This is a genomic window from Micromonospora sp. WMMD735, from assembly GCF_049178995.1.
GTDB classification, from domain to species: Bacteria; Actinomycetota; Actinomycetes; order Mycobacteriales; family Micromonosporaceae; genus Micromonospora; species Micromonospora wenchangensis.
In genome coordinates this window covers 7,167,465-7,188,865 of sequence record NZ_JBMHMJ010000002.1, presented here as the reverse complement: position 1 = coordinate 7,188,865, position 21,401 = coordinate 7,167,465, and the positions used below count along the sequence as shown (strand labels likewise).

The 21,401-nt window shown below is 75.0% G+C and carries 1 protein-coding gene; it reads right to left on the bottom strand.

Annotation, left to right across the window (positions count from 1 at the left end; genetic code table 11):
- Positions 1-86 precede the first annotated feature (86 nt).
- Entirely contained in the window at positions 87-21,296 is a 21,210-nt protein-coding gene (locus ACN268_RS31160) for an SDR family NAD(P)-dependent oxidoreductase (RefSeq protein WP_421487044.1), read from the bottom strand.
- Positions 21,297-21,401: the final 105 nt, after the last annotated feature.

Here is a 21,401-nt window from a genome sequence, read left to right as displayed (position 1 = left end):
AAAAGCCCACCCGTACGCGGGAGGAAGCCCGAGGCCCGCCGGCCACCCGTGGGGGTCGACGGACCTCGGGCCTCCTCGGAAGAGGGTCAGTCGGACGCCTCCAACTCGTCGTCGAGGATGTCGAACAACTCGTCCGCGGTGACCGACGCCAGGTCCCGGGCGTCCGACGTCACCTCGGCCGCCCCGTACGCCGCGTTCCACCGGGACATCAGCGCCTGGAGCCGGACGGTGATCCGGCCCCGCTCCGCCTCGTCCGGCACGGTGCCGTCCAGCAGCGTCTCCCACCGGGCCAGCTCCGCCTCCAGCGACGGTGCGGCCGGCAGGTCACCGGCCAGCTCGGACCGGACGAACCGGGCCACCGCCGCCGGGCTGGGGTGGTCGTAGATGAGCGTCGCCGGCAACCGCAGCCCGGTCGCCGCACCGAGGCTGTTGCGGAACTCCACGGCCGCGAGGGAGTCGAAGCCCAACTCCAGGAAGCCCTTGTCCACGTCCAGCAGGTGCGGGCGGTCGTGCCCCAGCACCTCGGCCGCGCGGGCCCGGACCAGCTCGGTCACGGTCCGGTCGGCGTCGTCAGGCGACAGCCCCGCCAGCCGGTCGGCCAACGGCTTCTCCCCCGCCACCGGGCCGGCCGCACCGGCCGCCGCCCGCCGGGCGGGCGCCCGGACCAGGCCGCGCCACAGCGGCGGCACCCCGTCGGCCCGGGACCGGATCGCGGCCAGGTCCAGCCGGACCGGCAGGGCCACCGCCGGCACCGGCCCGAGGGTCGCGTCGAACAGCGCCAACGCGTCGGGCGTGGACAACGCGCCCACCCCGGAACGGGCCATCCGGCGCAGGTCCGCCGCACCGAGGTGCCCGGTCATCCCGCTGCCCGCCTCGGCCCACAGGCCCCACGCCAGCGCGGTGCCGGCGAGACCGTGCGCCCGCCGGTGCTGGGCGAGGGCGTCCAGGTAGGCGTTCGCCGCGGTGTAGCTGGCCTGGCCGGCGCCACCCAGGGTGGCCGCCGCCGAGGAGAACAGCACGAACCAGCGCAGTGGCCGGTGCAGGGTGAGTTCGTGCAGGTGACGGGCGGCCTCCGCCTTGGGGCCGAGCACCGCCGCCGCCCGCTGCGGGGTCAACGTCGGCAGCAACCCGTCGTCGACCACCCCGGCGGCGTGGACCACCCCGGTCAGCGGGTGCTCGGCGGGCACCCCGTCGAGCAGGGCCGCCACCGCCGCCCGGTCGGCCAGGTCGCAGGAGGCCACCGTCACCTCCGCGCCGGCCGCCGTCAGGCGGGCGGTCAGCTCGTCCACCCCCGGGGCCGCCGGGCCGCGCCGGCTGGCCAGCAGCAGCCGTCGTACGCCGTGCCGGGTCACCAGGTGCTCGGCGAGCAGCCGGCCCAGGCCCCCGGTGCCGCCGGTGACCAGCACCGTGCCCGTCGGGTCGATGCCGGCGGGCGGCTCTTCGTCGGGCACCGGCAGCGCCGCCAGCCGGGGCGCGAGCAGGCCACCGCGACGGACCGCCAGTTGCGGTTCGCCGTCGACGGCCAGCGCCGCCCGCACCCCCGCCGGGTCCGGCCCGTCGACGTCGATCAGGACCAGCCGGCCCGGGTTCTCCTCCTGCGCGGCCCGGACCAGCCCCCAGACGGTGGCGTCCACCGGCCGGGGCACGTCCTCGCCGTCGACGGTGGCGACCGCCCGGGTCGTCACCAGCGCCAGCCGGGCACCGGCGAACCGGTCGTCGGCGAGCCACTGCTGCACCAGGGACAGCGCCCCGGTGGCCACCGCCGAGGGGGAATCCGACGGGGAACGCCAGGCCACCACGACGGTGTCCGGCGTGCCGTCCCGCGCCGCGAGCGCGGCGAGGTCGGCGTGCCGGGACACCCCGAGGCCGAGGTCGTCGTCGCCGAGGACCACGGTCGTGCCGTCGCCGGTGCCCTGCGGCGTCTCCACCGCGGTCCAGGTGACCTGGTACAGCGACGAGCGGTGCCCGGACCGCGCCCCGCCCAGCTGGTCGGCGGCGAGCGGCCGGACCACCAGCGAGGCCACCGAGGCGACCGGTGCGCCGGTGGTGTCGGCCAGGTCGAACGCCACCTCCTGCGGGCCGGTCGGGCGCAGCCGCACCCGCAGCGCCGTCGCGCCGGTGGCGTGCAGGGTGACGCCACGCCAGGCGAACGGCAGCCGCAGCTGGTCGTCGTCCGGCTCGTCCCCGGTCAGGTCGAGGGTGTGCAGCACCGCGTCGAACAGCGCCGGGTGCAGGCCGAACCGACCGGCCGTCGACGTCGCCTCGTCGGGGAGCGCCACCTCGGCGTACACCTCGTCGCCGTTGCGCCAGGCGGCCCGCAGGCCCTGGAAGAGCGGACCGTAGTGGTAACCGGCGTCGGCCAGCCGGTCGTAGCGGCCGGCCAGGTCGACCGGGATCGACCCGGCGGGCGGCCAGGCGTCGCCGGCCGGACCGGCCGACGCGGTCGACGCCGCCGGGGCCAGCACGCCGGTGGCGTGCCGGGTCCATCCGTCGACGCCGTCCTCCGGCCGGGAGTGCACGGTGACCGGGCAGCGTCCCGTCCCGTCGGGCGCTCCCACCACCACCTGCAGGTCGACGCCGCCCCGGGGCGGGACGACCAGCGGGGCCTCCAGCGTCAACTCCTCCACCTGGGCGCAGCCGACCTGGTCAGCGGCGCGGACGGCCAGCTCGACGAACGCCGTGCCGGGCAGCAGCACCGTCCCGGCGAGATCGTGTTCGGCGAGCCACGGGTGGGTCCGCAGCGACAACCGGCCGGTCAGCACGGTGCCGTCGGCACCGGCCAGCCCGACGACCGCGCCGAGCAGCGGGTGGGCGGCCGGCCGCTGACCCAGCGCCGGCACGTCACCGCCGCCCGCCGGAGCGTCCAGCCAGAGCCGACGCCGCTGGAACGGGTACGTCGGCAGGTCGGTGACCCGGGCGCCGGTGGGCACGAACCAGGCCCGCCAGTCGACCGGGACACCTCGGGTGTGCAGGGTGGCGAGGGCGGTCAGCAGGGTCGCCGCCTCGTCCCGGCCGCCGCGCAGCACCGGCACCAGGGTGACGCCCCCGGTGTCGGTGACGCACTCCCGGCCCATCGCGGTGAGCACCGCGTCCGGGCCCACCTCCAGGAACGTGGTGACGCCGGCCGCCTCCAGGGTGGCGATCCCGTCGCTGAACCGGACCGCCTCCCGGACGTGCCGCACCCAGTAGCCGGGGGTGGTGATCTCGTCGGGGTCGGCGAGCCGGCCGGTCAGGTTGGACACCACCGGCACCCGTGGCGGTGCGAAGGTCAACCCGGCGGCGACCCGGTGGAACTCGGCCAGCATCGGCTCCATGTGCGGGGAGTGGAACGCGTGGCTGACCCGCAGCCGCTTGATCCGGCGTCCCCGGGCCCGCCAGTCGTCGGCGAGCGCGCCGACGGCGTCGTGGTCACCGGAGATCACCACGGACCGGGGGCCGTTGACCGCCGCGACACCCAGCTCGGTCTCCCGACCGGCCAGCTCCCCGCGCATCTCCTCCTCGGACGCCTCGACGGCGACCATCGCGCCGTCCTCCCGCATCGCCTGCATCAGCCGGCCGCGCGCGGTGACCAGGGTCGCGGCGTCGGGCAGCGACAGCACCCCGGCGACGTGCGCGGCGCTGATCTCGCCGATGGAGTGCCCGGCGACCAGGTCGGGCCGGACGCCCCACGATTCGAGCAGCCGGTACAGCGCCACCTCGATGGCGAACAGCGCGCTCTGGCTGTAGACCGTCTGGTCGAGCAGCGCGGCGTCGGCGACGTCGGGTTCGGTGTAGAGCACCTCCCGCAGCGGCCGGTCGAGCTGCGCGTCCAGGTGGGCGCACACCTCGGCGAACGCCGCCGCGAAGGCCGGGTACGCCGCGGCCAGCTCGCGGCCCATGCCGAGGCGCTGCGCGCCCTGGCCGGTGAAGAGCATGGCGAGCTTGCCGGCCGACGGCGTCCCCTGCACCCACTCGGCGGGGTCGGTGCCCCCGGCGGCCGCGCGCAGGGCGCGGACCGCGTCGTCCCCGGCCGGGGCGACCACCACGGCCCGACGTTCCAGCACCGCCCGGGTGGTGGCCAGCGAGTACGCCACGTCCAGGGTGGCCCCGGTGTCGGCGACCAGCCCGGCCTGGGCGCGCAGCGCCTCCGCCGAGCGGGCGGAGAGCAGCCAGGGCAGCACCGGTGGGGTGTGCGGGGCGTCCCCGTCGGCCGGCGTCGCCTCGACCGCCGGTGCCTGCTCGATGATGACGTGGGCGTTGGTGCCGCTGATGCCGAACGAGGAGACACCGGCACGGCGGGGCCGCTCCAGTGCCGGCCACTGCTGCGCCTCGGTGAGCAGCCGGACCGCCCCGGCCGACCAGTCCACCTGCGGCGACGGCTGGTCGGCGTGCAGGGTGCGGGGCAGCACCCCGTTGCGCATCGCCAACACCATCTTGATCACGCCAGCGACACCTGCCGCGCCCTGGGTGTGGCCGATGTTCGACTTGATCGAGCCGAGCCAGAGCGGCCGGTCCTGCGGACGGTCCTGACCGTAGGTGGCGAGGACCGCCTGTGCCTCGATCGGGTCGCCCAGGGTGGTGCCGGTGCCGTGCGCCTCGACCAGGTCGACCTCGTCGGGGCGGACGTCCGCGGCGGCCAGCGCCTGCCGGATGACACGCTGCTGGGCGGGACCGTTCGGGGCGGTCAGCCCGTTGGACGCGCCATCCTGGTTGATCGCCGAACCCCGCACCACGGCGAGAACGTGGTGACCGTGGCGTTCGGCGTCGGAGAGCCGCTCCAGCAGCAGCATGCCCGCCCCCTCGGACATGCCGGTGCCGTCGGCGTCGGCGGAGAAGGACTTGCACCGGCCGTCTGCGGCCAGCCCCCGCTGGAGGCTGAAGTCCAGGAAGGTGTCCGGCTTGGACATCACCGTGACCCCGCCGGCCAGCGCGAGCGAGCACTCGCCGGAGCGCAGCGCCTGCACGGCCAGGTGGATCGCCACCAGCGACGACGAACACGCGGTGTCGACGCTGACCGCCGGCCCCTCCAGGCCCAGGGTGTACGAGATCCGCCCGGACGCGACGCTCGCCATGCTGCCGTTGCCCAGGTAACCGGCGAGTTCCTCGGGTACCTCGGACAGCCGGCTGCCGTAGTCGTGGTACATGACCCCGGTGAACACCCCGGTCGGGCTGCCCTTGAGCGAGGTCGGGTCGATCCCGGCCCGCTCCAGCACCTCCCACGACGTCTCCAGCAGCAACCGCTGCTGCGGGTCCATCGCGACCGCCTCACGCGGGCCGATGCCGAAGAAGTCGGGGTCGAAGTCGGCCGCGTCGTAGAGGAAACCACCCTCCAGCGAGTACGTCCGGCCGGGCTTGCCGGGCTCCGGGTCGTAGAGGTGGTCGAGGTCCCAGCCGCGGTCGGTGGGGAACGACGAGATGGCGTCCGCGCCGTCGACCAGGAGTTGCCACAGGTCCTCCGGGGTGCGGACCCCGCCGGGGAAGCGGCAGCTCATCGCCACGATGGCGACGGGTTCGTCGACCACCGGCCGGACCACCGTGCTCGGCTGCGCCGACGCCGGTCCGCCGAGGATCGTGCCGTGCAGGTACCCGGCCAGCGCGGTCGGGTTCGGGTAGTCGAACACCAGGGTCGCCGGCAGCCGCAGCCCGGTGGCGGTGTTGAGCCTGTTGCGCAGCTCGACGGCGGCCAGCGAGTCGAAGCCGAGTTCCTTGAACGCCCGCGCCGGCTCGACGGCGGTGCCGCTGTCGTGGCCGAGGACGGCCGCGACGTTGGCCCGGACCAGGTCGAGCAGCACCCGGTGCTGGTCGTCCGCGTCGAGGGTGACGAGCTGCCGGTGCAGGCCGGAGCCGGTGACCGGGGTGGCCGGACCACCCGCCGCCCGTCGGGCCGGGAGCCGGACCAGGCCCCGGAACAGCGCCGGGAGCTGCTGGCCCTGGGCCCGCAGCGCGGCGGTGTCCAGCCGCACCGGCACCAGCAGCGGCTCGTCGCCGGCGACGGCCGCGTCCAGCAGGGCCAGACCCCGGTCGGAGTCCAGCGGCAGGACGCCGGAGCGGGCCATCCGGGCCACGTCGGCCTCGCCGAGGTGCGCGGTCATCCCACTGCGCTGCTCCCAGAAACCCCAGGCCAGCGACGTGGCCGGCAGGCCCAGGGCCCGCCGGTGCGCGGCCAGGGCGTCGACGAAGACGTTCGCGGCGGCGTAGTTGGCCTGCCCCGCCCCGTCGAGGACCCCGGCGGCGGAGGAGAACAGCACGAACGCCGACAGGTCACGGTCGCGGGTCAGCTCGTGCAGGTGCCAGGCCGGGTCGGCCTTGGCCCGCCACACGGTGTCGAGCTGTTCCTGGGTCAGGGCGGTCAGCAGGCCGTCGTCGAGGACCCCGGTGGTGTGCACGACGGCGGTCAACGCCGGGATGCCGTCCAGCAGGGTGGCGACGGCGTCCCGGTCCGCCAGGTCGGCGGCCACCACCTCGACGGTGGCCCCGAGGCCGGTCAGTTCGTCGCGCAGCTCCGCCGCGCCCGGCGCGGTCAGCCCTCGCCGCGAGGTCAGGACCAGGTCCCGCACCCCGTGCACCGTCACCAGGTGCCGGGCGACGAGCGCGCCCAGCACACCGGTGCCGCCGGTGACCAGGACGGTGCCGTCGGCCCGCCACGCTCCACCGGTGGTGGTCGCGCGGGCCAGGCGCGGCACCCGCACCTGGCCGTCGCGCAGCGACAGCTCCGGCTCACCGGTGCCCACCGCCGCCAGGATCTCCTCCACCGGAGTCTCCGGATCGGCGTCCACCAGCACGAACTGGCCGGGGTTCTCCGCCTGCGCGGCGCGGACCAGGCCCCAGATCGGGGCGTGGGCCAGGTCGGTGCCGCCGTCGGCGGCACCGTTGGTGATCACGACCAGCCGGGCGGCGGCCTGGGTCGGGTCGGCCAGCCAGGACTGGAGCAGGGCGAGGGTCTCCCCCACCGCCGTCCGGGCGGCGGTGGCCGGGTCGAGGTCGGCGGCGGGCGGGGTGAGCGGGGCGAGCACGACGTCGGGTACGCCGAGGCCGAGACCCTCCAGGTAGCCCCACGACTCGGCGGCGGTGCCGGTGGGCACGGTCACCCAGTCGACGCGGTAGAGGTCCCCGTCGGTCGGGGCGGCGGCGGTGAGCTGGACCGGGCGGGACACCAGCGCGCCGACCACGGCGACCGGTTCGCCGTCCGGGTCGGCCAGGTGCAGGGTGGCGGACTCCGGGCCGCTGGCGGTGACCTTCACCCGCAGGGCGGTGGCGCCCGTGGCGTGCAGCGTCACATCCGTCCAGGCGAACGGCAGATACGGCGGACGACCCACCGGCACCGGCTCACCGATCCCCACCACCTGCAACGCCGCATCCAACAACGCCGGATGCACCCCGAACCGCGACGCCTCCCCATGCGCCTCCTCCGGAAGCGCAACCTCAGCAAACACCACCTCACCAACCCGCCAGGCAGCCTGCACCCCCTGGAACACCGGACCATACTCGTACCCCTGCACCACCAGGTCGTCATACAACCCCGCCGTCGGCACCGGCACCGCACCCGACGGCGGCCAGACCCGCAGGTCGAAGCCGGGGTCGGTGACGTCGGCGGAGAGCACGCCGGTGGCGTGCCGGACCCAACTGCCGGTGTGTTCCGGCCGGGAGTGCACGGTGACCGTCCGGCGGCCGGTGTCGTCGGCGGCGGCGAGCAGCAACTGCACCTGTACGGCACCCTGCTCGGGCAGGATCAGCGGGGCGTGCAGGGTCAGCTCGTCGAGGTGGCCGAGGCCGACGTCGTCCCCGGCGTGCAGGACGAGTTCGACGAAGCCGGTGCCGGGCAGCAGGACGGTGCCGTTGACGGCGTGGTCGGCCAGCCACGGGTGGGTGTCCAGCGAGATCCGGCCGGTGAACAGCACCTCGCCGGACTCGGCCATGGTGACGGCGGCCCCCCACAGCGGGTGCCCGGCGGAGCCGAGACCGGCGGAGGTGAGGTCGGCGCTGCCACCGGTGGCGTTCAGCCAGTAGCGGCGGCGCTGGAACGGGTACGTCGGCAGCGGCACCTCGCCCCGGGGCCGGGCCGGCAGCACCGGCGACCAGTCGACGGTGACGCCCCGGGCGAACGCCTCACCGAGCGAGGTGAGCCAGCGGTGCAGCCCGCCCTCGCCCCGGCGCAGCGACCCGACGGCGGCGACCTCGACGCCCGCGTCGGCGGCGGTCTCCTCGACACCCATGGTCAGCACCGGGTGCGCGCTGCACTCCAGGAACACCCGCATCCCGGCGTCGAGCAGGGCGCGGGTGGTCTCCTCGAAGCGGACGGTCTGCCGCAGGTTGGTGTACCAGTAGCCGGCGTCCAGGCCGGTGGTGTCCAGCACCCGACCGGTGACGGTCGAGTAGAACGGGACCGTGGCGGCACGGGGGGTGACCTGGGCGAGGTCGGCACGTAGCCGCTGCTCGATCAGCTCCACCTGGGCCGAGTGCGACGCGTAGTCCACGTTCACCCGCTTGGCCCGCAGCCCCTCGGCGGTCAGCGTCGCGACCAGGTCGTCGACGGCGTCCGGGTCACCGGAGACGACGACGGAGGAGGTGCCGTTGACGGTGGCGATCGAGATGCGGTCGGCGTAGCCGGTCAGCCGTTCGGCCGCCGCCCGCTCGGGCAGGCCGATGGAGGCCATCGCACCCCGACCCGCCAACACCTCCGCAATCGCCAAACTCCGCAACGCCACCACCAACGCCCCATCCCGCAACGACAAACCACCCGCCACCACCGCCGCCGCGATCTCACCCTGCGAATGCCCAATCACCGCATCCGGCACCACCCCGAACGACCGCCACAACCCCGCCAACGACACCATCACCGCCCACAACACCGGCTGCACCACATCAACCCGCTCCAACGACGGAGCACCCTCCACACCCCGCAAAACCTCAACCAACCGCCAATCCACAAACTCCGACAACGCCACCCCACACTCACCGATCCGCTCCGCAAACACCGGAGACGAATCCAACAACTCCACCGCCATCCCCACCCACTGCGAACCCTGCCCCGGGAACACGAAGACCGTGCCGCCCTGGAGCACACCGGGGGCGGTGCCGTTCTCGGCGAACGCCCGCGCCCCGGCGACGAAGTCGCTCCGGTCGCCGACGATCACCGTGCGCCGGTCGAGCAGCGCCCGCCCGGTCGCCAACGCGTACGCGAGGTCACCGGCCCTGACGGACCCGTCGCCCGCGACGTCGGCCACCCGGGCGGCCTGCTCCCGCAGGGCCTGGTCGGTGCGGGCCGACAGCACCCAGGGCAGCAGCTCCGGCTCGGGGACGTCGACCGGCGGTTCCTCGGCCGGGGGTGCCTGTTCGAGGATGACGTGGGCGTTGGTGCCGCTGATGCCGAACGAGGAGACACCGGCACGGCGGGGCCGCTCCAGCGCGGGCCACGGCTGCGTCTCGGTGAGCAGCCGCACCGCCCCGGCCGACCAGTCCACCTGCGGGGTGGGCTCGTCCACGTGCAGGGTGCGGGGCAGCACCCCGTTGCGCATCGCCAACACCATCTTGATCACACCGGCGACGCCTGCCGCACCCTGGGTGTGCCCGATGTTCGACTTCACCGAGCCGAGCCAGAGCGGCCGGTCCCCGGGCCGTTCCTGACCGTAGGTGGCCAGCAGCGCCTGCGCCTCGATGGGGTCACCGAGGGTGGTGCCGGTGCCGTGCGCCTCGACGGCGTCCACCTCGGTGGCCGGGATGCCACCGGCCGCCGCGAGGGCCTGCCGGATCACCCGCTGCTGCGAGGGACCGTTCGGGGCGGTCAGGCCGTTGGACGCGCCGTCCTGGTTGATCGCCGAACCCCGCACCACGGCGAGGACGTGGTGACCGTGGCGTTCGGCGTCGGAGAGCCGCTCCAGCAGCAGCATGCCGACGCCCTCGGACATCGCCGTGCCGTCCGCGCCGGCCGCGAAGGACTTGCACCGGTGGTCGGCGGCCAGGCCCCGCTGGAGGCTGAACTCGATGAACGTGTCCGGGGTGGACATCACGGTGACGCCACCGGCCAGCGCCAGCGAGCACTCGCCGGAGCGCAGCGCCTGCACGGCCAGGTGGATCGCCACCAGCGACGACGAACACGCGGTGTCGACGCTGACCGCCGGCCCCTCCAGGCCCAGGGTGTAGGCGATCCGGCCGGACGCGACGCTGGCCATGCTGCCGTTGCCCAGGTAACCGGCGAGTTCCTCGGGCACCTCGGGCAGCCGGCTGGCGTAGTCGTGGTACATGACCCCGGCGAAGACACCGGTGAGGCTGCCGCGCAGCGAGTTCGGGTCGATGCCGGCCCGCTCCAGGGCCTCCCACGAGGTTTCCAGCAGCAGCCGCTGCTGCGGGTCCATCGCGATTGCCTCACGCGGGCTGATCCCGAAGAAGTCGGGGTCGAAGTCGGCCGCGTCGTAGAGGAAACCACCCTCCATGGCGTACGTCTTGCCGGTCCGGCCGGGCTCCGGGTCGTACATGCCGGCGAGGTCCCAGCCCCGGTCGGTGGGGAACGGGGTGATCGCGTCGGTGCCGTCGGCGAGCAGTCGCCACAGGTCCTCGGGGGTGCGGACCCCGCCGGGGAAGCGGCAGCTCATCGCCACGATGGCGACGGGTTCGTCGTCGGCGACGGGGGTGGCCACGGTCGGGGCCTGCGGGGTGGCCGCACCGAGGATCCTGGTGTGCAGGTAGTCGGCGAGCGCGGTCGGGTTGGGGTAGTCGAAGACCAGGGTCGCCGGCAGCCGCAGCCCGGTGGCGGTGTTGAGCTTGTTGCGCAGCTCGACGGCGGCCAGCGAGTCGAAGCCGAGTTCCCGGAACGCCCGGGACGGCTCGACGGTGGCCGGGCTCTCGTGGCCGAGCACCCCGGCGACGTTGGCCCGGACCAGGTCGAGCAGCAGTCGCCGCTGGTCGGCGTCGGCGAGGCCGAGCAGTTGCCGGTGCAGTGCCGAGCCGCCGACCGGCGTCGCGGTCGCACCGGCGGCCCGTCGGGCCGGGAGCCGGACCAGGCCCCGGAACAGCGCCGGGAGCTGCTGGCCCTGGGCCCGCAGCGCGGCGGTGTCCAGCCGGACCGGCACCAGCAGCGGCTCGTCGGTGGCGACCGCCGCGTCCAGCAGGGCGAGACCCTGGTCGGTGCCGATGCCGAGCACGCCGGAGCGGGCCATCCGGGCCACGTCGGCCTCGCCGAGGTGCGCGGTCATCCCACTGCGCTGCTCCCAGAAACCCCAGGCCAGCGACGTGGCCGGCAGGCCCAGGGCCCGCCGGTGCGCGGCCAGGGCGTCGACGAAGACGTTCGCGGCGGCGTAGTTGCCCTGCCCGGAGCCGTCGACCACGCCGGCGGCCGAGGAGAACAGCACGAACGCGGACAGCTCACGGTCCCGGGTGAGGTCGTGCAGGTGCCAGGCCGGGGTGGCCTTGGCCCGCCACACGGTGTCGAGCTGCGCGTCGGTGAACGCGGCGACGGTACCGTCGTCCAGCGCGCCGGTGGTGTGCACGACGGCGGTCAACGCCGGGATGGCGTCGAGCACCCCGGCGACCGCGTCCCGGTCGGCCAGGTCGGCCGCCACCACCTCCACGGAGGCACCCAACGCCGCCAACTCGTCCCGCAACTCCACCGCACCCGGCGCGGTCAACCCGCGCCGGGAGGTCAGGACCAGGTCCCGCACCCCGTGCACCTCCACCAGGTGCCGGGCCACCAGCCCGCCCAGCACACCGGTGCCACCGGTCACCAGCACCGCACCGTCGGCCCGCCACACCGGCTCCCCGGCGGCGGCGCGGGCCAGGCGCGGCACCCGCACCTGACCGTCGCGCAGCGACAGCTCCGGCTCACCGGTGCCCACCGCCGCCAGGATCTCCTCCACCGGAGTCTCCGGATCGGCGTCCACCAGCACGAACTGACCCGGGTTCTCCACCTGGGCGGCCCGGACCAGGCCCCACACCGGGGCGTGCACCAGGTCGGTCACCTGGTCGGCCGCGCCGCTGGTGAGCACCACCAGCCGGGACTCGGCCAACCGGGGGTCGGCCAGCCAGCGCTGCAGCAGCGCGAGCGCCGTACCCACCGCGGCCCGCGCGGCCACCTCGACGTCGGCGACCGGTCCGTCGCCCGTGAGACGGGCGAGGACCAGCTCCGGCACGTCGTCGGCGAGGTCCGCCAGGTGGGCCCACGAGGGCGTCGTCGGGGTGGCGGGCACCGCGACGGTGGTCCAGTCGACCCGGTAGAGGTTGCCCTCGGTGGTGGCGGCGGCGAGCTGCACCGGCCGGGACACCAGGGAACCGATCTCGGCGACCGGCGCACCGGTCGGGTCGGCCAGGTGCAGGGTAACCGCCTCCGGGCCGGTCGGGGTGACCTTCACCCGCAGGGCGGTGGCGCCCGTGGCGTGCAGCGTCACATCCGTCCAGGCGAACGGCAGATACGGCGGACGACCCACCGGCACCGGCTCACCGATCCCCACCACCTGCAACGCCGCATCCAACAACGCCGGATGCACCCCGAACCGCGACGCCTCCCCATGCGCCTCCTCCGGAAGCGCAACCTCAGCAAACACCACCTCACCAACCCGCCAGGCAGCCTGCACCCCCTGGAACACCGGACCATACTCGTACCCCTGCACCACCAGGTCGTCATACAACCCCGCCGTCGGCACCGGCACCGCACCCGACGGCGGCCACGCCGACAGGTCGAAGCCGGCGGCGGCCGGGGTGTCGGTGAGCACGGCGGTGGCGTGCCGGGTCCACGGCTGTTCCGCCTCGGCGTGCTCGGCCCGGGAGTGGACGCTGACGGTCCGCCGGGTCGACTCGTCGGCGGCGGTCATCAGCAGCTGTACCTGCACGGCGGTGCGCTCGGCGAGCAGCAGCGGGGCGTGCAGGGTCAGCTCCTCCAGGTGGCCGAGGCCGACGTGGTCACCGGCGTGCAGCACCATCTCGACGAAGGCCGCACCGGGCAGCAGGACGGTGCCGTTGACGGCGTGGTCGGCCAGCCACGGGTGGGTGTCCAGCGAGATCCGGGCGGTGAACAGCACCTCACCGGACTCGGCCATCGCCACCGACGCACCCCACAGCGGGTGGCCGGCCGCGCCGAGGCCCACCGACGCCACGTCGGTCGTGCCGCTGGTCGCGTCGATCCAGTAGCGGCGGCGCTGGAACGGGTACGTCGGCAGCGGCACCTCCCCGCGCGGACGCGCCGGCAACGCCGACGACCAGTCCACCGGCACCCCACGGACGAACGCCTCACCCAGCGAGGTGAGCCAACGACGCAGCCCGCCCTCGCCCCGGCGCAGCGACCCGACTGCGGCGACCTCGACGCCCGCGTCGGCGGCGGTCTCCTCGACACCCATGGTCAGCACCGGGTGCGCGCTGCACTCCAGGAACACCCGCATCCCCGCCCGCAGCAGCACCCGGGTGGTCTCCTCGAAGCGGACGGTCTGCCGCAGGTTGGTGTACCAGTAGCCGGCGTCCAGGCCGGTGGTGTCCAGCACCCCGGCGGTCACCGTGGAGTAGAACGGCACGGTCGACGACCGGGGCGACACCTCGGCGAGGTCGTCGCGCAGCCGCTGCTCGATCAGCTCCACCTGGGCCGAGTGCGACGCGTAGTCCACGTTCACCCGCTTGGCCCGCACCTCCTCGGCGCTGAGAGCGGCGACGAGGTCGTCGACGGCGTCCGGGTCACCGGAGACCACCACCGACGACACCCCGTTGACCGTGGCGATGGACACCCGGCCGTCGTAGGCGTCGAGGCGCTCGCGGACCCGCTCGGCGGGCAGGCCGATGGAGGCCATCGCACCCCGACCCGCCAACACCTCCGCAATCGCCAAACTCCGCAACGCCACCACCAACGCCCCATCCCGCAACGACAAACCACCCGCCACCACCGCCGCCGCGATCTCACCCTGCGAATGCCCAATCACCGCATCCGGCACCACCCCGAACGACCGCCACAACCCCGCCAACGACACCATCACCGCCCACAACACCGGCTGCACCACATCAACCCGCTCCAACGACGGAGCACCCTCCACACCCCGCAAAACCTCAACCAACCGCCAATCCACAAACTCCGACAACGCCACCCCACACTCACCGATCCGCTCCGCAAACACCGGAGACGAATCCAACAACTCCACCGCCATCCCCACCCACTGCGAACCCTGCCCCGGGAACACGAACACCACCCCGGAGCCGCCCTGCAACGGCGTCGGCACCGCAGCCCCGGCGACCAGGGCGTCCGCGCCGGTCAGGAAGTCGCTGACGTCGCCGACGACGACGGCCCGCCGGTCCAGCGCCGCCCGCCCCTTGGCCAGCGCGTACGCGAGGTCACCCGGGTCGGTGGTGGCGGCGGCGACGGCGGCCCGCAGCTGGGCGGCCTGGGCGCGCAGTGCCTCCTCGGTCTTGGCCGACAGCACCCACGGCAGCACGGCCGGCGGCGCGACGATCTCGCCCTCCAGCTCGACCGGCGGGGCCTCCTCCACGATGACGTGGGCGTTGGTGCCGCTGATGCCGAACGACGACACGCCCGCCCGGCGCGGCCGGTCCAGCGCCGGCCACGGCTGCGCCTCGGTGAGCAGCCGCACCTCGCCGGCCGACCAGTCGATCTGCGGGGACGGCTCGTCGGCGTGCAGGGTGCGGGGCAGCAGACCGTTGCGCATCGCCAGCACCATCTTGATCACGCCCGCGACACCTGCCGCACCCTGGGTGTGGCCGATGTTCGACTTGATCGAGCCGAGCCACAGCGGACGCTCACCCGGCCGGCCCTGCCCGTACGTGGCCAGCAGCGCCTGCGCCTCGATCGGGTCGCCGAGGGCCGTGCCGGTGCCGTGCGCCTCCACCGCGTCGACCTCGGTCGCCGGGATGCCACCGGCCGAGGCCAGCGCCTGCCGGATCACCCGCTGCTGCGAGGGACCGTTCGGGGCGGTCAGCCCGTTGGACGCGCCGTCCTGGTTGGTGGCCGAGCCCCGGATCACCGCGAGCACCTGGTGGCCGTTGGCCCGCGCGTCGGAGAGCCGCTCCAGCAGCAGCATGCCGGCGCCCTCACCCCAGCCGGTGCCGTCGGCCCCGGCGGCGAACGACTTGGAGCGGCCGTCCTTGGCCAGGCCCCGCTGGCGGCTGAAGTCGATGAACGTGTCCGGGGTGGACATCACCGTGACGCCGCCGGCCAACGCCAGCGAGCACTCCCCGGCCCGCAGCGCCTGCACGGCCAGGTGGATCGCCACCAGCGACGACGAGCAGGCGGTGTCGATCGACACGGCCGGCCCCTCCAGACCGAGGGTGTAGGCGACCCGGCCGGAGACGATGCTGGCGAGGCTGCCGTTGCCCAGGTAACCGGCCAGCTCGTCGGGCACCTGGTGCAGGCGCAGCGCGTAGTCGTGGTACATGACGCCGGCGAAGACACCGGTCGGGCTGCCCTTGAGCGAGGTCGGGTCGATCCCGGCCCGCTCCAGCACCTCCCACGACGTCTCCAGCAGCAACCGCTGCTGCGGGTCCATCGCGACCGCCTCACGCGGGCTGATCCCGAAGAAGTCCGCGTCGAAGTCGGCCGCGTCGTAGAGGAAACCACCCTCCATCGAGTACGTCTTGCCGGGCTTGCCGGGCTCCGGGTCGTACATGCCGGCCAGGTCCCAGCCCCGGTCGGTGGGGAACGGGGAGACCGCGTCGACGCCGCCCTCCAACAGCTCCCACAGCTGCTCCGGAGTGCTCACCCCACCGGGGAAGCGGCAGCTCATCGACACGATCGCGATCGGCTCCTGGGTGAACGAGGCAGGTGCCAGCTCCGGCACCACCGGGTCCACGTCGGTGCCGAGCACGGTGGAGACCACGAACTCGGCGAGCGCCACCGGCGTCGGGTAGTCGAAGACCAGGGTCGCCGGCAGCCGCAGCCCGGTGGCGGCGTTGAGCCGGTTACGCAGCTCCACCGCGGCCAGCGAGTCGAAACCCAGCTCGTTGAAGGCGCGGCGGGGCTCGATCGCCTCCGCACCGTCGTGGCCGAGCACGGCGGCGACGTGCGCGCGGACCAGGTCGAGGGTGACCCGGTCCCGTTCGGCCGGGGTGAGGCCGGCGAACTGCCGGGCCAGCCCCTGGGCGGCGTCCGCCGGGCCGGCGGCCTGCGCGGCCCGCCGGGCCGGCAGCGGCACCAGGCCGCGCAGCAGCGCCGGCACCCCGTCGGGCCGGTTGCGCAGCGCGGTCAGGTCGACCCGGATCGGGGCGAGCACCGGCTCGTCGACGCCGAGCGCCGCGTCGAGCAGGGCCAGGTTCTCGGCCGGGCTGAGGCCGGGCATGCCGGACCGCTCGATGCGCTGCAACGCGGCGGCGTCCAGCTGGCCGCCCATGCCGCTGTCACCGGTCCACAGACCCCAGGTGAGGGCGACGGCGGGCCGGCCCTGCGCCCGACGGGTGGTGGCCAGCGCGTTCAGGGTGGCGTTCGCGGCGGCGTAGTTGCCCTGCCCGGCGCAGTCGAGCAGGCTCGCCAGCGAGGAGAAGAGCACGAAGGCGGTCAGGTCGGCGTCGCGGGTCAGCCGGTCGAGGTTGACCGCGCCGTCCAGCTTGGCCTGCAGCACCGCGTCGAGCCGCTGCGGGGTGAGCGAGCCGATCGTCCCGTCGTCGACGATGCCGGCGGCGTGCACCACCGCCCGCAACGGCCGGTCGGCCGGGACGGCGGCGAGCAACGCGGCCAGGGCGTCGGCGTCGGCCGCGTCGCAGGCGGCCACGTCGACGCTCGCGCCTGCCGCTTCCAGTTCCGCGCGCAGCTGCGCCACACCGGCCGCCGCCGGGCCACGACGACTGGTCAACAGCAGGTGGCGTACGCCGTGGTTGCCGGCCAGGTGCCGGGCGACGTGCGCGCCGAGCCCGCCGGTGCCGCCGGTGACCAGCACCGTGCCGTCGGTCGGCCACCCGGCGGCGTCGTCGTTGCCGTCGGGGGTGGTGGCGACCCGGGCCAGCCGGGGCACACTGATCTCCCCGTCCCGTACCCGCAGCTCCGGTTCGCCGGTGGCCAGGGCGGCGGCCAGCAGCGACGTGGGGGCGTCGGCGAGCCGGACGGTGACGAACCGGTCCGGGTTCTCCGTCTGCGCGGCGCGCAGCAGACCCCAGACCGCCTCGGTGGCGAGGTCGTCGGCGCGGCTGACGAAGACCAGCCGGGTGCCGGCCAGCCGCGCGTCGGCCAGCCACTGCTGCAGCAGCGTCAACGCGTCGGCGGTGGCGGCCCGGACGTCACCGGCGTCGACCCCGACGAACGCGAACTCGGGGGCGGTCGCGCCGGCGTCGATCGCGGCGCCCAGTGCGGCCGGGTCGGCGTACCGGGGGGCGGTGCCGATCCGCTCGTCGCCGAGCACCGCCCAGCGGGGGGTGCCCGTCGGGGCGGGCCGGTGACCGAGCTTCGTCCACTCCAGCCGGAACAGCCGCTCGTGGTAGCCGCCCCGGGCGGCGGTGAGCTGGGCGGTGGAGACCGGCCGGGAGACGAACGACCGCACCGAGGCCACCGGTGCGCCGGTGGCGTCGGCGAGGGTCACCGACACGCTGTCCCCGGCGGCCGGGGCGATCCGCACCCGCACCTCGGCCGCACCGGCGGCGTGCAGGGTGACGTCGTTCCAGGCGAACGGGATGCGCACCGCGTCGTCGGTGGGCTCGCCCCGGTGGGCCGCGTCGATGGCGTGCAGGGCGGCGTCCAGCACCGCCGGGTGCAGGCCGAAGCGGGCCGCCTCGGCCCGGCTGTCGGCGGGGAGCGCGACCTCGGCGTACACCTCCTGGCCGCGTCGCCAGACGGCCTTGAGGCCCTGGAAGACCGGGCCGTAGCCGTAGCCCTGGTCGGCCAGTTCGGCGTAGATGCCGGCCAGGTCGACCGGCCGGGCGTCGCGCGGCGGCCACTGGGTGAGCGGCTGACCGGCGTCGACGGCCTCCGGGGTGAGGAAGCCGCTGACGTGCCGGGTCCACAGCTGGTCGTCCGGGTCGGACCCGTCGGGCCGCGAGTAGACGGCCACCGGGCAGCGGCCGGCCGGGTCGGCGGCGCCGACGACCACCTGGAGGGCGACGCCGCGCTCGTCGAGCGCCAGCGGAGCCTCCAGGGTCAGCTCCTCGACGGTGGGGCAGCCGACCTGGTCGCCGGCCCGCACGGCCAGCTCGACGAAGGCGGTGCCGGGCAGCAGCGCCACCCCGGAGATGGTGTGGTCGGCCAGCCACGGGTGGCTGCGCAGCGACACCCGACCGGTGAGCACCACGCCGTCGCCGCCGGCCAGGCCGACGACCGCACCGACCAGCGGGTGCCCGGCGGCGAGCTGACCGAAGCCGGTCGCGTCGGCGCTGCCGCCGCCGGATTCCATCCAGAACCGGCGACGCTGGAACGGGTACGTGGGCAGCGCGACCCGACGCGCCCCACGGGCGGCGAAGAACGCCGTCCAGTCCACCGGCACCCCCCGCACGTGGGCGCGGGCGACGGCGGCGACGACGTCGGCCTCCTCGTCGTGGTCGGCGCGCAGCAGCGGGGCGAAGACCGCGTCGGCGTCGTCGTCGAGACAGGCCGGACCCATCGCGGAGAGCACACCGGCCGGACCGAGTTCGAGGAAGGTGGTGACCCCCTCGTCGGCCATGGCCCGGACGGCGTCGGCGAACCGGACGCTGTCGCGTACGTGCCGCACCCAGTATTCGGGGTCGCACAGTTCCCCGGAGAGCACCGGCCGGCCGGTGACCGTGGAAACGACCGGGATGGTCGGCGGGCGGTAGGTGAGCACGTGCGCCAGCCGGCCGAACTCGGCGAGCATCGGCGTCATCAGCGGCGAGTGGAAGGCGTGGCTGACCTTCAGCCGCTTCGTCTTGTGCCCGGCGGCGGCGAGGGCGGCGACCACCTCCAGCACGGCGTCCTCGTCGCCGGAGACCACCACCGAGGCGGGGCCGTTCACCGCGGCCAGGCCCACCTGAGCCTCGCGGCCGGCCAGCAGCGGACGGACCTGCTCCTCGGTGGCCTGCACCGAGATCATCGCGCCCTCGGCGGGGAGCTGCTGCATGAGCCGGCCCCGGGCGGCGACCAGCAGGGCGGCGTCCTCCAGGGAGAGCACCCCGGCGACGTGGGCGGCGGCCAGCTCACCGATCGAGTGCCCGGCGAGCAGGTCCGGCCGGATCCCCCACGACTCCAGCAGCCGGAACTGGGCGACCTCCACCGCGAACAGCGCGCACTGGGTGTAGGCGGTCTGGTCGAGCAGGGCCGCCTCGGCGGTGCCGGGCTCGGCGAACAGCACGTCGGCCAGCGGCACGTCCAGTTGCAGGTCGAGCCAGCCGCAGGCGTCGTCGAACGCGGTGGCGTAGACCGGGTAGCTGCGGTGCAGCTGCCGGCCGGCGTCCAGCCGCTGGCTGCCCTGCCCGGTGAACAGGAAGCCGAGCCCACCACCGGTGGCCTGGCCCAGGTGCACGCCGGGCACGTCGCCACCGGCGGCGAGGGCGGCCAGGTCCTGGACCGTCGCGGCCCGGTCCCGGGCCACCAGCACCGCCCGGTGCTCCAGCGCGGTCCGGGTGGTGGCCAGCGAGTACGCGACGTCGAGCAGTTCCGGGGCGTCCCCGTCGGTGTCCACGACGGCGAGCAACGCGGCGGCCTGGTCGCGCAGCGCGGCCTCGCCGCGGGCGGAGAGCACCACCGGCAGCACCTCGCTGGGCAGCTGCGGCACGGCGGGCACGGCCTCGTCGTCGACGGCCGGCGGCTCCTCGACGATGACGTGCGCGTTGGTGCCGCTGACCCCGAACGAGGAGACCCCGGCCCGGCGCGGGTGGCCCGCGTCGTCCCACGGGCGGGCCTCGGTGAGCAGGGCGACGGTGCCGGCGGACCAGTCCACGTTGGGGGTGGGCGCGTCGACGTGCAGGGTCTGCGGCAGCACCCGGTGCCGCATCGCCATCAGCACCTTGATCACACCGGCGACACCGGCGGCGGCCTGCGAGTGGCCGATGTTGGACTTGAGCGAACCGAGCCACAGCGGCCGGTCGGCGGGGCGTTCCCGGCCGTAGGTGGCGATGATCGCCTGCGCCTCGATGGGGTCGCCGAGGCGGGTGCCGGTGCCGTGCGCCTCGACCAGGTCGACGTCGGCGGGGGCCAGGCCGGCCGAGGCCAGCGCGGACATGATCACCCGCTGCTGGGACGGCCCGTTCGGGGCGGTCAACCCGTTGGACGCGCCGTCCTGGTTGATCGCCGATCCCCGGATCACCCCGAGCACCCGGTGGCCGTTGCGGCGGGCGTCGGAGAGCCGCTCCAGCACCAGGATGCCGACCCCCTCGGCCCAGCCGGTGCCGTCGGCCGCCGCCGCGAACGGCTTGCACAGCCCGTCCGGGGCGAGGCCGCGCTGCCGGCTGAACGCGGTGAACGCGCCCGGGTGCACCATCACGGCGACGCCACCGGCCAACGCGGTGGTGCACTCACCACGCTGCACCGCCTGGCAGGCCAGGTGCAGGGCGACAAGCGAACCCGAGCAGGCGGTGTCCACGGTCAGCGTCGGGCCCTCGAAACCGAAGGTGTAGGCGAGCCGACCGGACACCACGCTCGGCGCGTTGCCGGTGAGCAGGTAGCCGTCCAGTCCCTCCGGGGCCTCGTGCAGCCGGGGGCCGTACTCCTGCGGTTCGGCGCCGATGAAGACACCGGTCTGGCTGCCGCGCAGCGACGCCGAGTCGATGCCGGCGTCCTCCAGCGCCTCCCAGGCGGTCTCCAGCACCAGCCGCTGCTGCGGGTCCATCGTCATCGCCTCGCGCGGGCTGATGCCGAAGAAGTCCGCGTCGAACTCGGCCGCGCCCTCCAGGAAACCGCCCTGGCGCACGTAGGTCTTGCCCGGCTTGCCCGGGTCCGGGTCGTAGAGCCCGTCGGTGTCCCAACCCCGGTCGGTCGGGAAGTCGCTGATCACGTGCCGGCCCTCGGCGACCAGCCGCCACAGGTCGTCGGCAGAGGTGCTGTGCCCCGGATAGCGGCAGCCGATGCCGACCACGGCGATCGGCTCGTCGTCGGCGGCGGGCCGGCGTAGCGGCGCGGCGACCGGCGCGGGTGCGGCGTCCCCACCGAGCAGGGTCCGCAGCAGCCGCCCGACCGCCTGCGGCGTCGGGTGGTCGAAGACCAGGGTGACCGGCAGGTCCAGGCCGGTCGCGGCGGTGAGCCGGCGGTGCAGCTCGACCGCGGCGAGCGAGTCGAAGCCCAGGTCGCGGAAGGGCCGGCCGGGCTCGACGGCGTCCGGGCCGTCCGGCAGTACGGTCCGCAGCACGTCGCGGGCCTGCTCCCGGACCAGCGCGGTGAGCGCCCGGTCCTGCTCGTCGGCCGTGCGGCCCTCCAGCCGCCGCCGCAGTGCCGACAGGGCGTCGGGCTCGGCACCGGTGGGGTTCACGGACTCGCTCATGGCACGCTCCACTAGGTCTCCGGGTTCGACGCCCGGCTCGGTGTGTCGGCTTTCGGCGCCCGATCACGGCAAGGCCGCCGCGACCGGTAGGGG